Origin of the sequence: Sunxiuqinia indica (genome assembly GCF_009847015.1) — a bacterium.
Taxonomy (GTDB): domain Bacteria; phylum Bacteroidota; class Bacteroidia; order Bacteroidales; family Prolixibacteraceae; genus Sunxiuqinia; species Sunxiuqinia indica.
The window spans coordinates 127794-146065 of record NZ_WVEM01000001.1 but is presented as its reverse complement, the minus strand read 5'-3'; the positions used below and the strand labels follow the sequence as shown (position 1 = coordinate 146065).

14 protein-coding genes are annotated in these 18272 nt (G+C 41.3%); 7 read left to right on the top strand and 7 right to left on the bottom strand.

Annotated elements, in window-relative coordinates; translation table 11 throughout:
• Positions 1-18 precede the first annotated feature (18 nt).
• From cobA to GR929_RS00570, 7 genes are all read right to left on the bottom strand, one after another.
• Positions 19-816 carry a uroporphyrinogen-III C-methyltransferase gene (gene cobA, locus GR929_RS00600; protein WP_159516975.1) on the bottom strand — a complete coding sequence of 266 codons (798 nt, stop codon included), beginning with the start codon at positions 814-816 and terminating at the stop codon, positions 19-21.
• A 60-nt stretch (positions 817-876) separates the two neighbouring features.
• Complete coding sequence (locus tag GR929_RS00595) at positions 877-1707, bottom strand: NAD(P)H-binding protein (protein WP_159516974.1); 831 nt, start codon at positions 1705-1707, stop codon at positions 877-879.
• Positions 1708-1717: 10 nt separating this feature from the next.
• A complete protein-coding gene (locus tag GR929_RS00590; protein ID WP_159516973.1) occupies positions 1718-2458 on the bottom strand; it encodes a uroporphyrinogen-III synthase in 741 nt (246 codons plus the stop codon).
• A gap of 4 nt (positions 2459-2462) precedes the next feature.
• Entirely contained in the window at positions 2463-4160 is a 1698-nt protein-coding gene (gene cysI, locus GR929_RS00585) for an assimilatory sulfite reductase (NADPH) hemoprotein subunit (protein ID WP_159516972.1), read from the bottom strand.
• An 84-nt stretch (positions 4161-4244) separates the two neighbouring features.
• Positions 4245-6038: an assimilatory sulfite reductase (NADPH) flavoprotein subunit gene (locus GR929_RS00580; protein WP_159516971.1), complete on the bottom strand. Its 1794-nt coding sequence runs from the start codon at positions 6036-6038 to the stop codon at positions 4245-4247.
• Positions 6035-6502: a precorrin-2 dehydrogenase/sirohydrochlorin ferrochelatase family protein gene (locus GR929_RS00575; protein ID WP_159516970.1), complete on the bottom strand. Its 468-nt coding sequence runs from the start codon at positions 6500-6502 to the stop codon at positions 6035-6037. Before GR929_RS00575 ends, GR929_RS00580 begins: the two co-directional genes overlap by 4 nt.
• Positions 6503-6507: 5 nt before the next feature.
• Positions 6508-6738 carry a DUF2061 domain-containing protein gene (locus tag GR929_RS00570; protein WP_159516969.1) on the bottom strand — a complete coding sequence of 77 codons (231 nt, stop codon included), beginning with the start codon at positions 6736-6738 and terminating at the stop codon, positions 6508-6510.
• 394 nt (positions 6739-7132) lie between these two features.
• On the opposite strand from GR929_RS00570, the gene GR929_RS00565 reads away from it, so the two are divergent.
• The 7 genes from GR929_RS00565 to GR929_RS00535 all read left to right on the top strand — a co-directional run bounded on the left by GR929_RS00565 (position 7133) and on the right by GR929_RS00535 (position 18196).
• Complete coding sequence (locus tag GR929_RS00565; protein ID WP_159516968.1) at positions 7133-7423, top strand: chorismate mutase; 291 nt, start codon at positions 7133-7135, stop codon at positions 7421-7423.
• A 17-nt stretch (positions 7424-7440) separates the two neighbouring features.
• Complete coding sequence (locus tag GR929_RS00560) at positions 7441-8391, top strand: aldolase catalytic domain-containing protein (protein ID WP_159516967.1); 951 nt, start codon at positions 7441-7443, stop codon at positions 8389-8391.
• Between the two features lie 122 nt (positions 8392-8513).
• On the top strand, positions 8514-8975 hold the full coding sequence (locus GR929_RS00555) for a DUF6769 family protein (protein WP_159516966.1): 462 nt from the start codon (positions 8514-8516) through the stop codon (positions 8973-8975).
• A gap of 73 nt (positions 8976-9048) precedes the next feature.
• Positions 9049-10374, top strand: a complete 1326-nt coding sequence (locus tag GR929_RS00550; RefSeq protein ID WP_159516965.1) for an efflux RND transporter periplasmic adaptor subunit — start codon at positions 9049-9051, stop codon at positions 10372-10374.
• A gap of 17 nt (positions 10375-10391) precedes the next feature.
• Positions 10392-13481 carry an efflux RND transporter permease subunit gene (locus tag GR929_RS00545; protein ID WP_159516964.1) on the top strand — a complete coding sequence of 1030 codons (3090 nt, stop codon included), beginning with the start codon at positions 10392-10394 and terminating at the stop codon, positions 13479-13481.
• A gap of 111 nt (positions 13482-13592) precedes the next feature.
• Positions 13593-14765 carry a TolC family protein gene (locus tag GR929_RS00540; RefSeq protein WP_159516963.1) on the top strand — a complete coding sequence of 391 codons (1173 nt, stop codon included), beginning with the start codon at positions 13593-13595 and terminating at the stop codon, positions 14763-14765.
• A gap of 140 nt (positions 14766-14905) precedes the next feature.
• Positions 14906-18196 carry a PAS domain S-box protein gene (locus GR929_RS00535; protein ID WP_159516962.1) on the top strand — a complete coding sequence of 1097 codons (3291 nt, stop codon included), beginning with the start codon at positions 14906-14908 and terminating at the stop codon, positions 18194-18196.
• Positions 18197-18272: the final 76 nt, after the last annotated feature.

Here is an 18272-nt window from a genome sequence, read left to right as displayed (position 1 = left end):
AGGAGTCTCAAAAAAAAGTCAAACCCGAGTACGCGAACTCACCTGATGAGCTTGCGTACCGATAATAATAACAGACGGCATGGGTGGATCGACAGTCGTTAGGTGGGTTTCAATCTCGCCCAGTGACGATGTAAACAGTTGCTGATCGGGATGACCAACCCGACTTACAATTTGCATTGGAGTTTCAGCCGCGACGCCCCGAGTTAGTAATTCTTTAGAAAGAAGAGTGAGGTTTTTCAGTCCCATATAAACCATAACAGGAGCATTTGCTTTAATCACCGAAGCCACCTCGTCAATATTATCAAAACCACCTCTCCGTTTGTGTCCGGTATAAAACATGGCCATGCTATTCGCATTGCGCAAGGTTACCGGAATATGGAAACAAGTGGCGGCAGCCAGTCCGGCTGTAATTCCCGGAACTACTTCAACATTCAGATTCTCCTGCAAACAAAAAGCCAGCTCCTCGGCCCCACGACCAAAAATAAATGGATCGCCAGCCTTTAGCCGCACCACCCGTTTACCTTCGCTGGCAAATTGTTTGAGCCGCCTGTGAATATGATCCTGCCTCTCGGTTTGATGCTGCCCATCCTGGTAATGTTTGCCGGCATAAATTCGTTCGGCATTTGGATTGGCTGCCTCTAATATTTCGGTGCCATGCAGCGCATCATACAAAATTACGTCTGCCTGCTCCAATCGGCGAACAGCACGCACCGTGAGTAATTCAGGATCACCCGGCCCGGCACCAACAATCGAAATAAGGTGAGTGTGTTTATTTACGGGCTGGGAGCCCTTTATATGTTCGGTGGATCTTGGCATCTACTATGTTGTACTGATTGGGTTATAACAATTCGCTAATTGATTTTTAATACGCTGATCTTAAAATTCATGATTAACCGTTCCGAGATAATCCATAGGGCTGGGAAATTTGAATTGATAATTCAACATCCGAATTAATTTACTGCTATCAACCAACTTAAAAGGCGACTTTTCATTATTAAATGGTGGAGCTGGAATTCCGGAAATAGCTGACGCCCGTTCGTAAAACTCCTGTCGAGTAGGGTGATTCGGGCTACAGGCATTGAACGTTTCGCCCCAAACTTCATCATCAATAATTTTAATGATAATCTGTAAGCAATCATCCAAATGAATCAGGTTGACAGGCTTGGTTCCGCTAATTGCCTTTTTCTTTCGGCTTAAAAATCGAGCCGGATTCCGGTCGGCTCCAATCAGCCCGCCAAAACGCAAAACGGTAGCTTCAAAGTTCGGATTTTGGGTTAACAGATATTCGGACAAAACCAAGGCTTTACCCGATGGCTTATCCGGCAGTAAAACGTCCTCTTCAGCCACTCTCCCATCCAATTCATTATAAACCGAAGTAGACGAAATAAACAGTACTCGTGGAACTTTGTACTCCTCTAAAAAACCCACTAACTGTTTGATTTGAGCCGGAAAAATCGTCTCAATAAATTCTACCCGCCGTGGAGGAATAGCAACAATAACCAGATCAGTATCAAAAAACGAAGGATTCTTTAATTGAACCTTATCAGCATCTAAAACCAGTCGATAAGGCTCAATTCCGGCAGACGCCATTTTTTTCAGTTTCGATCGGGTCGTTACCGATCCTTTCACCTGAAAACCTTTCGCCAAAAGTTTTTCGGCTAAGGGAAACCCAAGCCAACCACATCCGAGTATGGAAATTCGTTTCATCTTAATTGTATTACTCTATGATAATATTGTGTTTGGGCTTCGGCTCGTTCAACTTTTCGGTGATTCGCTTAATCGCATATTTCACAAACGAAAGTTCTTCTTGTTCCGAAGATTCCAGTACCAAGTTAGGAAATTCGGCCCAGGCAGCCTGTGCCGTGCGGTCTCCATTCGCTAAAACCGGTGCCTTAGGTGCAGGAAAATTCCCCGATGCTTTATAGCTTTTAATATCGCTTTCGTTAAAAAACAAGTACCCGTCAAACACTTCGTTCAATAAAATTTCCACGGACGTATTTTTATAAACCTCAACCGACTGCCAATTAATATTCTCTCCATCAAGCAATTCAGGCAATTGATTAAGCGATTTGTTCCCTCTCAGATAAATCACTTTTGTTCCATCGCTTTGTGCAATAATCAGTTCGGCCAACGAATAAGCATTGGATGATACAGGACGCAATACTTTTACACCACACCTGGACAAAATGCCTTCCTGCTTTTCCGAAAGGCAATACACCACATCATCCTTTTTCATTCCTATTTTATCAGCAAAACGCGAAAGCCAATGCGCAGCGTACGAGCTGGTTACCACCCATTTTTTATCGACATCCCGCAAATGTTCAAAAAAACGAATGTCGGGTTTACGGTAATTAATTCGAACCAGTGGTTGCTCAATAAAACGAATTTGTTCGCTAATCAGCCATTTGCGAGTTAAGACTGATAATTTTTTTCCTACAAATATTGCCGGTAATTCCATATTTTCAATGTCTAAAATCTCTTCCTTCTTTTGTTTCTTTCACGTATTCTTTCCGGATAACGAAATCGCCAAAACCTTCTCCTTTATTCCTGTTCTTAGCATAGTCTGCAATAATGGGGCGCAGTTCGTTCAGTATTTCTTCTTCCGAAAGAGTTTCTTTGTAAAGGGTATTCAATCTTGTTCCGTTGAAATTCCCTCCCAAATAGAGGTTGTAATGCCCGAGCGATTTTCCGATAAAACCAATCTCGGCCAGGTAAGGGCGTCCACAACCATTGGGGCAGCCTGTCATTCTTATAACAATCTCTTGTTTTAAAAGATCGTGCTCTTCTAAAATAGATTCGATTTTGCCAACCATTGTTGGTAAGTAGCGTTCTGCTTCGGCAAAAGCCAAACCACATGTATTTAGCGCAACACAAGCAATTGTGTTCTGACGCAGTCCCGATAGTTGAACCGGCCACACACCGTACTTTTTCAGAATACGGCTGACCTTATCTTTTTCGGTGGTGTTGCCAATTACCAGGTTTTGGTTTCCGGTTAAGATGAACTGAGCATCTTCTACTTTTTCAGCGACTTCGCGTAAAGCTGTTTTCAATTTTAACGAATCGGTGTCTTTTACGCGTCCGCCTTCGATAAACAGGTTCAGACTCCATTTGTCATCAGTTCCTTTTTTCCATCCATAACGGTCGCCATTACGGGTGAACGTAAAAGGTTTGGCCGGTTGAAGATCGTAACCCAGGTACTTGTTGACTTCGGCTTTAAACCAATCTAATCCCAGGCGATCAATTGTATATTTTAAACGAGCTTGCTTGCGATTTTCGCGATTACCATTGTCTTTTTGTACTAAAACAACTTTCTCAGCCACATCAACAGCTTGTTCGGGAGTACAAAAACCAATTACATCAGCCAAGCGAGGATAGGCTTCCGGCATGCCAAAGGTTGATCCAAAACCACCGCCGGCAGTTACGTTATAACCTACTAGTTTTCCTTTTTCTTCGATAGCAATAAATCCCAGATCCTGTGAAAAAATATCAATGTCGTTATAAGGCGGAATAGCCACACCAATTTTAAACTTACGTGGCAGGTAACGAACACCGTAAATCGGCTCAACTTCCTTCTTACTGTCGGCTACCTTTTTTTGGTCGAGCCAAATTTCGTGATAGGCTCTCGTGCGTGGTGTTAAATGTGCCGAAATATCGTCGGCTAATTTGTAAACCGTTGCATGCAGGTCCGACTCACCCGGATTGGCGTGCGACATCACATTTCTATTCACATCGCCACAAGCGGCAATGGTGTCCAACAAGCCTTCGTTTATTCCCTGAATAGTTGCCTTCAACTTGGTTTTAATAACACCGTGCAACTGAAACGCCTGACGTGTGGTCAACTTTAACGTTCCATTGGCATGCGTGTCAGCCAACTTGTCCATTTGCAACCATTGTTTGCCCGTGGTAACCCCTCCCGGAAGCCGAACACGAATCAAAAATGAATATGCCGGTTCCAGTTTTTGACGCTTTCGCTCTTTCTCCAGATCCCGATCATGCTGTTGGTAAATACCATGAAATTTTGAAACCTGTGTATCATCATCAGCAATTGCTCCGGTTACCGGATCTGCCAGGCTTTCTTCCAGCGTTCCCCTTAGGTAGTTGCTGTTGTATTTTATTTTTTCAACCTCACTTAATGTGCTCCAATCTATTACTTCGCTCATATCTTTTAAATTCTTTGTTCCTTATTCTTCCTTCTCAATTCTTGACTCTTTGTTCTTGATTCTGTTTTCTTGAATCCAGTCATTCTAATACACATCAGCCATAAAGCGTTTTTCTTTCTTCAGCTTTTTGAAATAGGCACGAGCCTTTTTATCAGTCATTCCACCTTGTGTTTTAATAATGTCTAACAGGGTAACCTGAACATCGCGAGCCATGTATTTCATATCACCACAGAGGTAAAAGCTCGCTCCGTTTTCAAGCCATTTAAACACTTCCTCCTGTTGTTGTTTCAGCCTGTCCTGAACGTAAACTTTTTCTTCCTGATCGCGCGAAAAAGCCAAATCAATTTTCTCCAGATAACCTTTCTTCAAGTACTTCTGCCATTCAACCTGGTATAAGAAGTCGGACGAAAAGCGCCGCTCACCAAAGAACAACCAGCTTTTACCTTTTTGGTTGGCAGCCTCACGTTGTTGCAAAAACGCACGATAAGGAGCAATACCGGTTCCTGCACCAACCATAATGATCGGATTTCCATTTTCAGCAAGTCTGAAGTTTGGATTTTTATCAATGTAAATAAGGGCAGTTTCATCTACCTCTAACCGATCGGCTAAAAACGTTGAGCAAGCACCATAACGCTGGCGGCCCTTGTTTTCGTAACGCACACGCGAAACGGTAATGTGCACTTCATCTTCAACCGACTCCTGACTTGATGAAATACTATACAAGCGTGGTGGAAGCGGCCGAAGAGTTTCTAAAAATTCGGTCGCGGTCAGCTTTGCCGGAAACTCATGTAATAAATCCAGCACATCGTGTCCGTATAAATAGTGATCCAGCTTATCTTCATGCTCTACAATCTCCTGAACTTCTTTCAGTCCGGTTTTCTCAGCATACTTTTCAATGACATCCCGGGTTAATAGTGTAATTTCGTAATGATGTTCCAACGCCTCATTGAACTGTAATTTACCGATTCGGGTTTCCACCACTTCGTTGTTGATTACGCCTAACGATTTGATGATGTCTTTCACCAATTGCGGTGGATTTTGTGCAATTACGCCTAAAGCGTCACCCGGCTCATATTTTATACCGGAACCTTCAAGCGACAATTCCAGGTGGTACACTTCTTTATCAGAATCACGTCCGGTTATGCGAACTTTATCAAGTACGGTTGATTTAAATGGGTTCTTCTTTGAATAGACATTCTCTTCGGATTTCGTTTCCGCAGGTTGAAGAGATTGCGAGGAAGCTTTTGGCTGTAATTTACCTAATTCGATCAACACATCATCAGTCCATTTTGCGGCATCTTCCTCATAGTCTACGTCACATTTTACAATTGAAACCAGTTCGTTTGCTCCTGCTTTTTTGAAGGCCTCGTCAATATCAACTCCGGTTTGGCAAAAAAGTTTATAACTCTTATCACCCAGAGCCAAAACTGAATAATTTAAACCCTCGAGCTTTGGAACTCTTTTCCCGGTAACAAACTCGTAAAAATCTTCAGCCATTTCCGGTGGTTCTCCCTCTCCATGTGTACTAACAATAACCAGCACATTTTTTTCGTCTTTCAATTGCTTTGGTTTATAGTCGTCCATGGGTTTGGTAACACATTCAATATTTTGGGTCACTGCTTTTTCGCAAAGCGTTTTAGCCAAAGCTTCACTTCTTCCGGTATGTGTACCATACAAAATGGTCAAAGGTAATTTGTCTACTGATTCGATTGCTGCGTCAACGGCCACTGCCTGAGGCGTTACGCCGGCGGAGACTGCTCCTGCTAATCCTTGAAAATAACCACTCAACCAAGTAACCTGATCGGGTTGAATACCTTGTGTCAGGTTCTGCAAGGCTTTCAGCTGAGCTTCATTCAATGGGGATAATTTAATACTCATTTCTTCTGGTCTTTATCTGTTTTAGTTTCTAAAAATTCTTTGATCTCATTTCTGATTCTGATTGATGAATAAACATCTTTCGCATTTGAGCTGACGGCCACCCGAATGTTCCCGTTTTGGTAGATGGCAGGTGAAACAAACTGGCAAAGTGCCGGATTATCATGAATGTTGACAAGTACTCCTGCTTCGCGTCCATCTTTCGCAATTTGTGCATCCAGCTCAGGGTTGTTTGTACATGAATAAAACATCAGGTAGCCATTCAAATCACCTTTTTCGTAAGCTTTTTCGCGATAAGGCACATCGCTGTTTTTAATATCGTCACACACTTGCAGCGCAATTACTTCCAGATAAGCATTAAAACGCTTCAGAATCTTAATCTTGTTCCAGGCCGACTGATCTCCCCCAATGATCAGGATCTTCTCGCCGGCAATATTAACTGCAATAGGTAAGTAATTCTTTTCCATGCCTTTTAAATTTGATATTCGATGTCGGAGTCATCAATTTTTCCAAACTTGACCTTATTCCACGTGCGTTCGTGGAAATAATACAAGATCATCTTTGTAAACAACTCAACACCTCCAATGGTCACAGCATACTCCAATTTTCCAACAACCAACCATGCAATCATTATCGTATCTATGGTTCCAACCATTCTCCACGAAATTGTTTTTACGACACTGCGATATGCTTTTTCTCTCATACTCAATTGATGTTATTTTATCTAAAACCATAAAAAAAGCCCTTCTGGGTTCCAGAAGGGCTTTACTATGATTGTTATATCACACTATATTTTCATCTCTTTATTCCCTTCTGCATAAGAAATCCACAACACATACACATCATCATGTTACATGTTACACACATCATTTTATATACAGAAGTTCTAAAATTCATCGATTCAATTTTGCGTTTGTTTAACGCCTCAAATGTAGATACATATTTGAAAAAAGCAAAAAAAATACTTTCTTTTTTTTTATTGAATCTAAATAAGGATAGATAAATGACTAATTTCTAATTTGTTCTGATTATAAATTAATGTAAATTATTTCTTAAAAACTTCAATTTATTACTTTTGTGGCGAAATATTCTACAAAATGAAAAAACCAAGTGCGTGTAATACAATAGAAGAGATTAGAAATGAGATTGATCACATTGACCTCTCCATCCTCAAACTACTAGCCAACCGCCAGGAGTTTGTTGAAGAAATTGTCAAATACAAAACCGACCAGGATTCAGTAATTGCACAAGACCGCCAAAACGAGGTTTATGCCCAGCGACGCGAATGGGCGAACGATCTGCAATTGAATGCTGATTTTATCGAAAATATTTTCAAGCAATTAGTACAGCACAATATTGAAAGAGAACTCAAACTTTTGAAAAAATAAACCATAAAGACTTAAAAATGTACAAAAAAGATATTAAAGTACTGGACTGCACCGTTCGTGATGGCGGACTGATGAACAAGTGGCAATTTGATGACGCCTTTGTAAAAGGAGTATATGACGCATGCGTTGAAGCAGGTGTTGATTACATGGAAATTGGTTACCTGAGCAGCGAAAAAGCCTTTGACCGCAAAGAAGTTGGGCCATGGAAATTTTGTGCAGACAAAGACTTACGACGCATTGTCGGTGATAATAATACAAATCTGAAATTATCGGCAATGGCTGATGTTGGCCGGATTGACTTTGACGACATCCCACAAGCCAGCGAAAGCCTGATCGATTTAATTCGTGTTGCTTGTTATGCGCACCAAATGGATAAAGCAATTGAACTTGCGCACCACTGCATGGATAAAGGTTATGAAACAACGATCAATTTAATGGCTGTTTCTAAAGTCAGTGAACATGATCTGGATGAAGCATTGGCTGATTTTGCCGCATCAAGAGTTCCTGTGTTCTATTTGGTGGACAGCTTCGGAAGCATGTACTGCGAGTCGATTGAGAAATTGATGGACAAATACACCAAAGCCTTGCCAGGGAAAGTAATCGGAATTCATGCGCATAACAATATGCAGCTCGCTATGAGCAACACCATTACCTCGCTCATGAAAGGTGCGACTATGCTGGACGCTACCTTGCTTGGTATGGGACGTGGTGCCGGAAACTGCCCGATTGAAATCTTAGTTGCTTTCTTGAAAAATCCCAAATACCGGTTGTTGCCATTATTAAAGGTAATTCAGGAACAAGTATTGCCCTGGAATAACAAGATTGACTGGGGATACCATGTTCCCTACCTGATTACAGGGGCTTTAAACGAACATCCGCGCAGTGCAATGGGCTGGATGGATTCGGAAAAGAAAGATGATTTTGTTTCGTTTATGAAAGAAATGCACGACTACGAATTATTAGAGTAATACAATATTACGTGGCCTGTCCGCGAATCAAACCCTAAATTCATCAACCTTCATCATTTATTTGGTGAAGGTTTTTTTATTTAAAAATATTAACACCCGATGACTATCTAAAAGTTTCAAGTTTGATAGAAAATTGTATTTTTGCTATCCGGATTGTCGAAATGATTCAAAAGCTTAAATATATCGGAGCATTTTTTATGTGGATAGCCATGGTGGTAATCATCGCACATGCTGTTATCCCTCATCACCATCATGCTCGTGTTGCAACCTGCGAACATGAATGCACTCACGACAATACGGCAACAAGCGTTACTCAACAATCAGTTGACTTGCATCAAACATTGGCGACAACCCAGTGCCAGGAAACTCACGACAATGCACATTGCCATGCTTGTCATTTCTCCACCGAAGCAACCACCAACCTATCAAAACTGACAATTAGCAATGCCGTCTACATATACAGCTTTGTAGCGAATTTGCTTCCCCCCAAAGAAAAAATAACGCATGTAGATTACTGGATTAATCATTACCAATTTGATTTTTATTCTCACGCTTCACTTCGTGGCCCTCCAGCCTTAGCTTAATTCCAACCTTAGTTTTCTAATTTAATTTTTAATCGTTTTCAGCTAGTGCTGAAAACCAGTTAACATGTTAATCATGAAGAAGATTATTCTACCATTTTTAATGGCTGGCTACCTGTTTTGGGGTATCGCCTGCACACATAACCATCATGAAGCTGAACACGATCACGCACATACCGGAGATTCAGAACACAGTCACGAAGAGCAAGAGCACAGCCGTTTAGCGGAAGGGCACGACCATGACGATGAAGACCACGAACACGAAGGAGAAGAACAATATCCTGAAGCAGAGCACCAGCACGATGAAGGAGCTCACCAGCATGATGAAGGAGCTCACCAGCACGATGAAGGAACTCACCAGCATGATGCAGAACCACATCAAGACAATGAAGGAGAATATGCTCATGACTTACAATACGGCATCGTTGAATTACAGCCAAAAACGTTTAGAGAAGTAATTCACACCAGCGGGAAAATTATGCCTGCTCAAGGCGATGAGATTACCTTAACAGCAGTTCACGATGGGGTTGTTGTTTTTGGCAAAAAAGCACTGATGTCCGGAGAAAAAATCAGAGAAGGTGAAAAGCTCATAACGATTTCCGGCAAAGGTCTAATCCACGACAATATTGAGACAACCTTTATGGACTCGAAATCAGCCTTTGAGACAGCTAAAGCCAATTATGAACGCGCCAAGTTGTTGAATGAAGATAAAATAACCTCGGACAGAGAACTCGCCGAGATAAAAATGGCCTACGAAAAAGCAAAGAATAGTTACGAAATTGTTCGCAAAAATTATTCAGCTGGCGGACAAAAGGTGGCCGCTTCAAACAGCGGTTTTATCAAAAATGTTTTTGTAACAGAGGGGCAGTTCGTCACCACCGGACAACCGCTTTTGAAGATCACAAAAAACAAGCGCCTGGTTGTTAAAGCCGATGTTCCACAACGCTACTTTCCGATGCTGAGCAGAATAAAAACAGCCAACTTCGTCACAACCTACGACAAGAAACTTCATAAAACCAATGAGCTGAACGGTAAGTTAATTTCGTACGGCAAGTCAACCGGAGACAATTCGCTGTTCACCCCGATCTATTTTGAAATCGATAATGTGGGAAACCTCTTGGCTGGCTCATTTGTGGAAGTTTACCTGAAAACAGTGGAGATTCCGAATGCGATTGTGGTTCCCAGGTCTGCTTTGCTAGAAGAAGCTGGCCGTTACTATGTTTTTGCTGAAGAAGGTGAAAGTTTTGAAAAGCACTACGTCACGATTGACTGCAACGACGGAGAAAATTACCACATTATCGATGGTCTTCACGCAGGCGATCATGTAGCGACCAAAAATCCGTACTTAATCAAATTGGCTTCTATGTCGAGCGCACTGCCGGCACATAGTCACCAACACTAATTCTTCAAAAAATAGTTATGCTGAATAAAATCATCGAATATTCGCTGAAGAATAAGCTGGTAGTTCTGATCATGGCGACCCTTATTCTTGGTGCCGGAATTTATGTAACCACCGACATGGAGGTGGATGTTTTTCCTGATTTAAACGCACCAACCGTTGTCGTGCTAACCGAAGCGCATGGAATGGCGCCGGAAGAGGTTGAGCGGCTGGTTACCTTCCCCATTGAAACAGCAGTGAATGGAGCAACAAATATCCGCAGGGTCCGAAGTTCCTCTGCCATGGGGTTTTCGATCGTTTGGGTTGAATTTGACTGGGATATGGACATTTACGATGCCCGCCAGATTGTAAGCGAAAAACTAGCCACCGTTGCCGATGCCATGCCAGTCGGGGTGGGCTCTCCTACCCTGGCCCCACAATCATCCATCATGGGTGAAATTATGATGATCGCCCTGACCGCTGATGAAACCTCGGCAATGGATTTGCGAACCCTGGCAGACTGGAATATTCGCCCTCGCCTGCTTTCCGTGGGCGGAGTGGCTCAGGTAGCCATTATTGGAGGCGATCTAAAAGAATTTCAAATTCTGGCCGACCCGCTCAAGCTGAAATTTTATGATGTTTCTTTTCACGAGTTAATCGCAGCATGCCAGGCATCCAATGAAAATGTATCGGGAGGATTTCTAAATGAACACGGCCAGGAATACCTGATCCGGGGATTAGCCCGTACCAACATTCTGGAAGACATTGGCAATACTTTGATCAAAATGCAGGACGGTCATCCCATTAAGGTAAATGATGTAGCTACCGTAAAGATCGGCACTGCGCCTAAAATTGGAGATGGATCTTATCGCGGAGAAAAAGCGGTTATCCTGACTGTTACCAAACAGCCCAATATTAACACACTGGACTTAACCGAAAAAATCACAACATCACTGGATGATTTAAAAGAAACGCTTCCCGAAGATGTGAAGATCCATACTGATATTTTTGAGCAGGCTAAGTTTATCCAAACATCCGTAAATAATGTTCAAAAAGCTCTGCTTGAAGGGGGATTATTTGTTGTGATCATTTTGTTTGTCTTTTTGATGAACTACCGCACCACAATCATTTCAGTACTGGCTATTCCTCTCTCTTTGCTGGTAGCTGTTTTGGTCATGAAATGGCTCGGAATTTCCATCAATACGATGACTTTGGGTGGAATGACCATTGCCATTGGTTCATTGGTTGACGATGCGATTATTGATGTTGAAAATGTTTACAAGCGCCTGCGCGAAAACAGTTGTTTGCCCAACACAGAAAAGCGACCGCTCTTTAACGTGATCTACGAAGCGTCCGTCGAAATTCGTGCATCCATTCTCAATGCCACTTTGATTATCATCATCGCTTTTGTACCCCTGTTTTTTCTTTCGGGTATGGAAGGCCGCATGCTTAAACCACTGGGGATTGCTTACATTGTTTCGCTGTTTGCGTCCTTGTTTGTTGCTGTAACCGTCATCCCTGTTTTAAGCAGCTTTTTACTGACCAACGAAAAACGACTTCAGAAGCAAGCAAAAGGAAGCCGGGTGGAACGCTTCTTACAAAATTACTACACCAAAACATTAAGCCAGGCCATTCGCTACCGCAAAGCAGTCATCAGCATTTCCGGAGTATTGTTTGTTCTTTCAATCTTATTGGTTACCAGCTTTGGCCGGAGTTTTCTGCCGCCATTCAACGAAGGGTCCCTTACAATTAATACGACAACCATGCCCGGAATCAACCTGGAAGAAAGCAACAAACTGGGCGTCCAGGCCGAACAAGCCTTGTTATCGATTCCCGAAATCACTTCGGTTGCCCGACGAACAGGACGCGCAGAGATGGCTGAGCACGCTTTTGGGGTTAATGTTTCGGAAATTGATGCCCCTTATGAGTTGGACGATCGTTCGAGAGTTGATTTTTTGAGCGAAGTACGTCAGAAGCTAAACCGGATTGAAGGGATTACAGTTGAAGTTGGACAGCCAATTAGCCACCGGATTGATGCCATGCTTTCAGGCTCAAAAACCAACATTGCCATTAAGCTTTTTGGCACCGACTTAAGCGGCATGTTCCGATTGGCAAACCAAATCAAAGAGACAATTTCGGACGTGGAGGGAATTGGTGATTTATCGGTGGAGCAGCAAATTGAAATTCCGCAGTTGCAAATCAAACCAAACCGCGAAATGCTTGCTCGCTACGGCATTTCTGTAAATGAGTTTCTTGAATTTGTGGAATCTGCATTTGGTGGAGAAAAAATCTCTGATGTCTTTGTCAACGAAAAAGCGTTCAACTTAATTCTAAGGTTTGAAGACGAAAGCCGGGATAATATCGAAGCTATCAGAAATGCGCTGATAGATACGCCGGACGGACAAAAAGTACCCCTTTATTATGTGGCCGACATTGAGTCTACTTTTGGACCAAACACCATTGGTCGCGAAAATGTGATGCGCAAAATTGTCGTGGCTGTCAATGTTGCCGACCGTGATGTTCGAAGTGTTGTCAATGATATCCAAAAGGAAATTAATGAAAACATCCAGCTGCCTGAAAATTACCATCTCGAGTATGGCGGACAATTTGAAAGTGAAGCTGATGCTTCGCGTACTTTGATGATCGCATCGATTGGTGCCCTGCTCATCATTTTTATCCTGTTATATGTCGAATTCAAAAACACAAGGCTGGCCATGATTATTCTGATCAACCTTCCGCTCGCATTAATTGGAGGCGTGGTTGCTATTTGGATGACCTCTGGTGTTATTAGCATTCCATCAATCATCGGGTTTATCACGCTCTTCGGAATTGCAACACGCAATGGTATTTTACTGATTTCGAGATATCAATCCTTATCCGATCAGGTTGTAAGCTTGAAAGAACGGATTGTGCATGGATCGGCTGATCGACTTAATCCGATCCTGATGACTGCTTTGACAGCTGCTTTGGCATTAATTCCACTTGCACTGGCCGGGGAAAAACCGGGAAACGAAATTCAGAGCCCAATGGCTATTGTAATTCTTGGAGGATTGCTTAGTTCAACCCTATTAAACATTTATGTTGTTCCAATAATTTACTATCTATTTCAGAAAAAACAGGAAGCAAAATAACACACACATGAAACGAACATGAAATCTAATCTGCAATTCTTCACGAACAAACAGGATTAAATTTCATCGAGAGTTCCATATGATACCTTCCAAATAAACAATTTTAGTCATATGAAAATCACATATATCATACTACTAACCTGTCTTTCATTGACAGGCTTTTCTCAAACTAAACTGGATGAATTTCTGGATTTAGTTGAACAAAACAATCAAGAACTGATCGCCGCCCGCCAGTTTTTGGAAGCTGAAAAAGCTGGCTTCCAAACGGGATTAACACCTGACAACCCTTCGATTGAATACGGATATTTTCCGGGAAGTAAAGACGAGATGGGCACCAAAACAACCTATGGTATTAGTCAGGCTTTTGAATTTCCAACCGTGTATTCTGTTAAGAAAAAGCTGGCCAATAATCAAAGTCAGTTGAGCGAACTGGATTACCAGGTCTTCCGGCAGAATAAACTACTGGAAGCCAAACTATCGTTTTACAACTACGCTTTTCTGCTCAAAAAGAAGCAAGAGTACCAAAAACGTTTGGAACATTCTACGCAACTACTGCAATCATACCAAACAAATTTCGATAAAGGGAATACCTCTATTCTGGATTTAAACAAAGCAAAAATTCAGAATCTGAAGATCAAAAGCAGTTACCAAATCCTTTTAAAAAAAATTGACAATGCCCTGAAAGACCTGACGCTTTTTGCAGGAACCGACACCATTGACCAAAAAATACGGAATGCCCCTGAGGTAGCGCTACAGAGCCTGGAAACCATTTTAGCAGAGTTCCAACAGCTAAAACCAGAGATTCGGTATTTGAGCCAGGCACAGCAAGTCGCTAAAATGAACATCCAATTGGCGAAGCAAAACTGGCTTCCGGAATTTGAAATTGGCTACGAAGCAGAAAAAGAGCCGGATGGCACTTACAAAGGATTGCACGCAGGATTATCCCTTCCCTTATGGAAAAATAAAAACACGGTACAACACGCCAGAGCTCAGGCCGATTTCAAAACCCAGCAATTGAAATCGAGAATCGCCGTTCTGATCAACGAAAAGGAAAAGTTATATTTCCAGGTACAGGAGTTAGATCAGATTCGAAAAGAATACCAGCTGACTTTAGAAGATGCTGCCAATGTTACTTTTTTGGATAAAGCACTTCGATTGGGACAAATGTCGGTGATTGAGTATTTCAATGAATTGGCCTTTTACTATGAAACGATTGACAGCTATCTGGAGATAGAAAAGGCTCATAAAGAGGCACTCGCAAGACTCACATCTTATAAATTATAATCCAATCATTTAGATATCATCCCAATAAGTATCAATAAGCTAATAACATATCATACATTTATAGATAATTAAATAATTATTTGCTAATTTGGCTTCCGCAAAGTAAAAGAATGGGGACAGAAGGATAGAGGAGACGGATTATGAAGTATAACCACCCACAGCATACAATATTGGTTGCGAAAAGAGATGAAATAGAGAATCTGAAGAATCAGTTGAAAGAAGAGCAAGCGAAAAGTGCACAACTAAAAGAGCAGCTCGAGCAATTGAAAAAAGAAACGCAGATACCCTCCGCAGCGCAAAAGAAAAACGATACTTTTGCATCAAGCAATTCCAATAGTTTTAATGATTTAGCAATTCCAGTATGGGAAATTGACTTTAGCCCGGCATATTTAAAAACTCAAGAATTAAATTTAAAAGGTATTACTGATCTGCACAACCATTTTAGTAATTCTCAGGCAGACTTCATCCAGTTATTAAAAAGTATAAAGATTTTAAACTTTAATCGCGAATCGTCAAATTTCAGCCGGGAAATATTTGGTGAAAAGCAAGAAGAATTAAGCTGTTTGTTTGAACTATATCAGGCTCGGAATTTTAAAAGTATAATTGATTTACTTTCAGCGATACAGATAAGAGCAACTCGTTTCCGAACCGAAATATCATTTAGACTGCCCGATGGTGAGAAGAGATATTATATCCTAAAATGGATTAGCACAACAGGTCACCACAATTATAACCGGGTATTGATTTCGTTGATTGATCATTCTGATCGCCGAATTATGGGAAAAGAACTGAAGGAAGCCAACCGGAAGTTATCAACTTTAATCAGCAACCTGAAAGGAATTGCCTACCGGTGCTTGGCTGATGAGAACTGGACGATGTCTTTTATTAGTGATGCTGTTTTTGAAATGACAGGATACCGATCAGACGAACTAATAAACAATCAAAAAATTTCCTACGCAAATCTTATTCATCCCGCAGATAGAGAACATGTTGAAGTCGAAATAAACAAAGCCATCGCGAATAGAACACGTTTTACAATCGAATATCGGATCATTACAAAAGACGGAAAAAAACGGTGGTTTTGGGAACAAGGAACCGGAGTTGAAAACAAAAATAAGGAGATCGAATTTCTGGAAGGTTACATTATAGATATTACAGAGCGGAAAAAGGCGGAACAAGCGCTACTGGAAAGCGAAGAAAAATTTAAGAAAGCTTTTCAATCAAGCCCCACCGTAATCATGTTAACCTCGGCTCATGACGGAAGAATTATTGAGGCAAACGATAGCTTCGAAGAGATTACAGGATGGAAACAAGAGGAATATTTAAACAAAACAACAATAGAAATTGGGTTATGGGCTGATCTAAGAAACAGAGATGAATATATCCGGCTATTAATGCGAGACGGATCGGTTAAAAATAAAGAATACGACTTTTGTCTGAAAAGCGGAGAAGTACGAAATGCACTTGTCTCGGGTCATGTGCTCAAGCTAAGAAAAGATACCGTTATCCTTGGTGTTTTTACGGACATCACTCTACAAAAGGAAACTCGCCGAGCCATAAATAATGAGCGGATTCACCTTCGAACGGTAATTGAAACCATTCCTGACCTCGTCTGGCTAAAGGATGTCGATGGCGTATATTTGAATTGTAACTGTCAATTCGAACAATTTTTTGGTGCCAGGGAAGAAGATATTGTGGGCAAAACAGATTATGACTTTGTTGATAGAGAACTGGCTGACTTTTTCAGAAGGAACGACCAAGCTGCAATAACGGCTGATCAACCAAAAACAAATTTGGAATGGGTCACTTTCGCTAGTGACAACCACCAAGTACTGTTAGAAACAATAAAGACCCCTATGCGGGATTGCACCGGAAAACTGATTGGCGTACTGGGTATTGCCCGTGACATTACTGAGAAGAAAAAAAATGAGGATGCACTCAAGCAAAGCGAAGTTCTTTACAAAGCTATTTTTAAAAATACCGGCACTGCAACCTGTATTATTCGTGAAGATAAAACACTACTTCTGAGTAACGAAAAACTGGAAGAGCTAACGGGCTATTCCAAAGACGAACTTGAAAATAACATGAAGTGGACAGACTTTGTCTCTTCTGAAGATTTGCACCGCATGCAACGTTTTCATGACGCAAGAAGGGAAAAAGGAGAAAAGGCCCCCAGACAATACGAGTTCACTCTGATTGACCGAAAAAACAAAAAACACCATGTCCTTCTGAACATTGATATCATTGATGGAACAACGATGTCTGTCGCTTCGCTTTTGGATATCACGGTCAGGATTAATGCGCTCAATGAATTAAAACGTAGCCACGAAAAATACCAGAATCTGGTTGAAAACATCAACGATATCTTTTTTGAAATTGATAGCAACTGGGATTTCAGTTATTTAAGTCCAAGCTTTGAAACCTTAAGCGGCTATTCCGTAAATTCATTCATCGGGCAACCGTTTACCGATGTTATTTTGCCCGAAGATCTGCCGAATATTAACATAAACTTTAACGACCTGATTAACGATCAGGCGATTCCGTCTTTCGAATTTCGATTAAAAACCAAAAACAACGATTTGGTTTGGATACGCAATTCTGCCCGCCCGATTTACGATGAAAACCAAGAAATAATCGGAGCCAGAGGGATCGGCATTAATATAACGGAACAAAAACAAACGGAAATCCAGCTGATTAATGCCAAAGAAAAGGCAGAACAGGCTGATTATTTAAAGTCTGCTTTTTTGGCTACCATGTCTCATGAATTACGCACCCCGCTTAATGCCATCATCGGATTTAGCCAGTTGATGGATGAAAATATAGCGAAGAGCGAGATGATTGAAATGGCAAAGATCATTTTTGATAGTGGCAACCACCTGCTTTCAATTATTGAGTCCATTTTTCATTTAACAATGCTCCAGTCTAATCAAACTCCAATTCGAATTGAGTTGTTTATGCTGGGCGACTTATATAAATCACTACGATTTTATCTGGAGAGTGAACTAAGCAAGAAAAATAAAAATCATATTGAAGCTCAGTTTGACGACTGCGTAAACAAGTATCCCAACCTGCAAATTCAAGCTGACAAGACAAAGCTAACCCAGTTACTGACCAATCTACTGAGTAATGCCGTTAAATATACCGAAGACGGAAGTATTACTCTTGGCTGTCATGTTGAAGGAAAAGACCTTACCTTTTATGTGAAGGATACCGGAATTGGAATTCCAAAAGAAAAGCAAGAGATCATATTTGAACGGTTTAGGCAGATTGATGACACCAGTACTCGAAAATATGGAGGTGTAGGATTAGGATTAGCAATTTGTCAGGAAATTTGCGATTTGCTAAAAGGAAAAATCTGGATCGAATCGGAGCCGACAAAAGGTTCGGCTTTTTATTTTAAGCTTCCGAATGCAATTTTCAACTCATTATAAATTAAAATTTTCAACGGTATTCGATGGAACTCGTTTATAATGATTCTCCTGCATGGATGGCCTTTACATGCTCGTT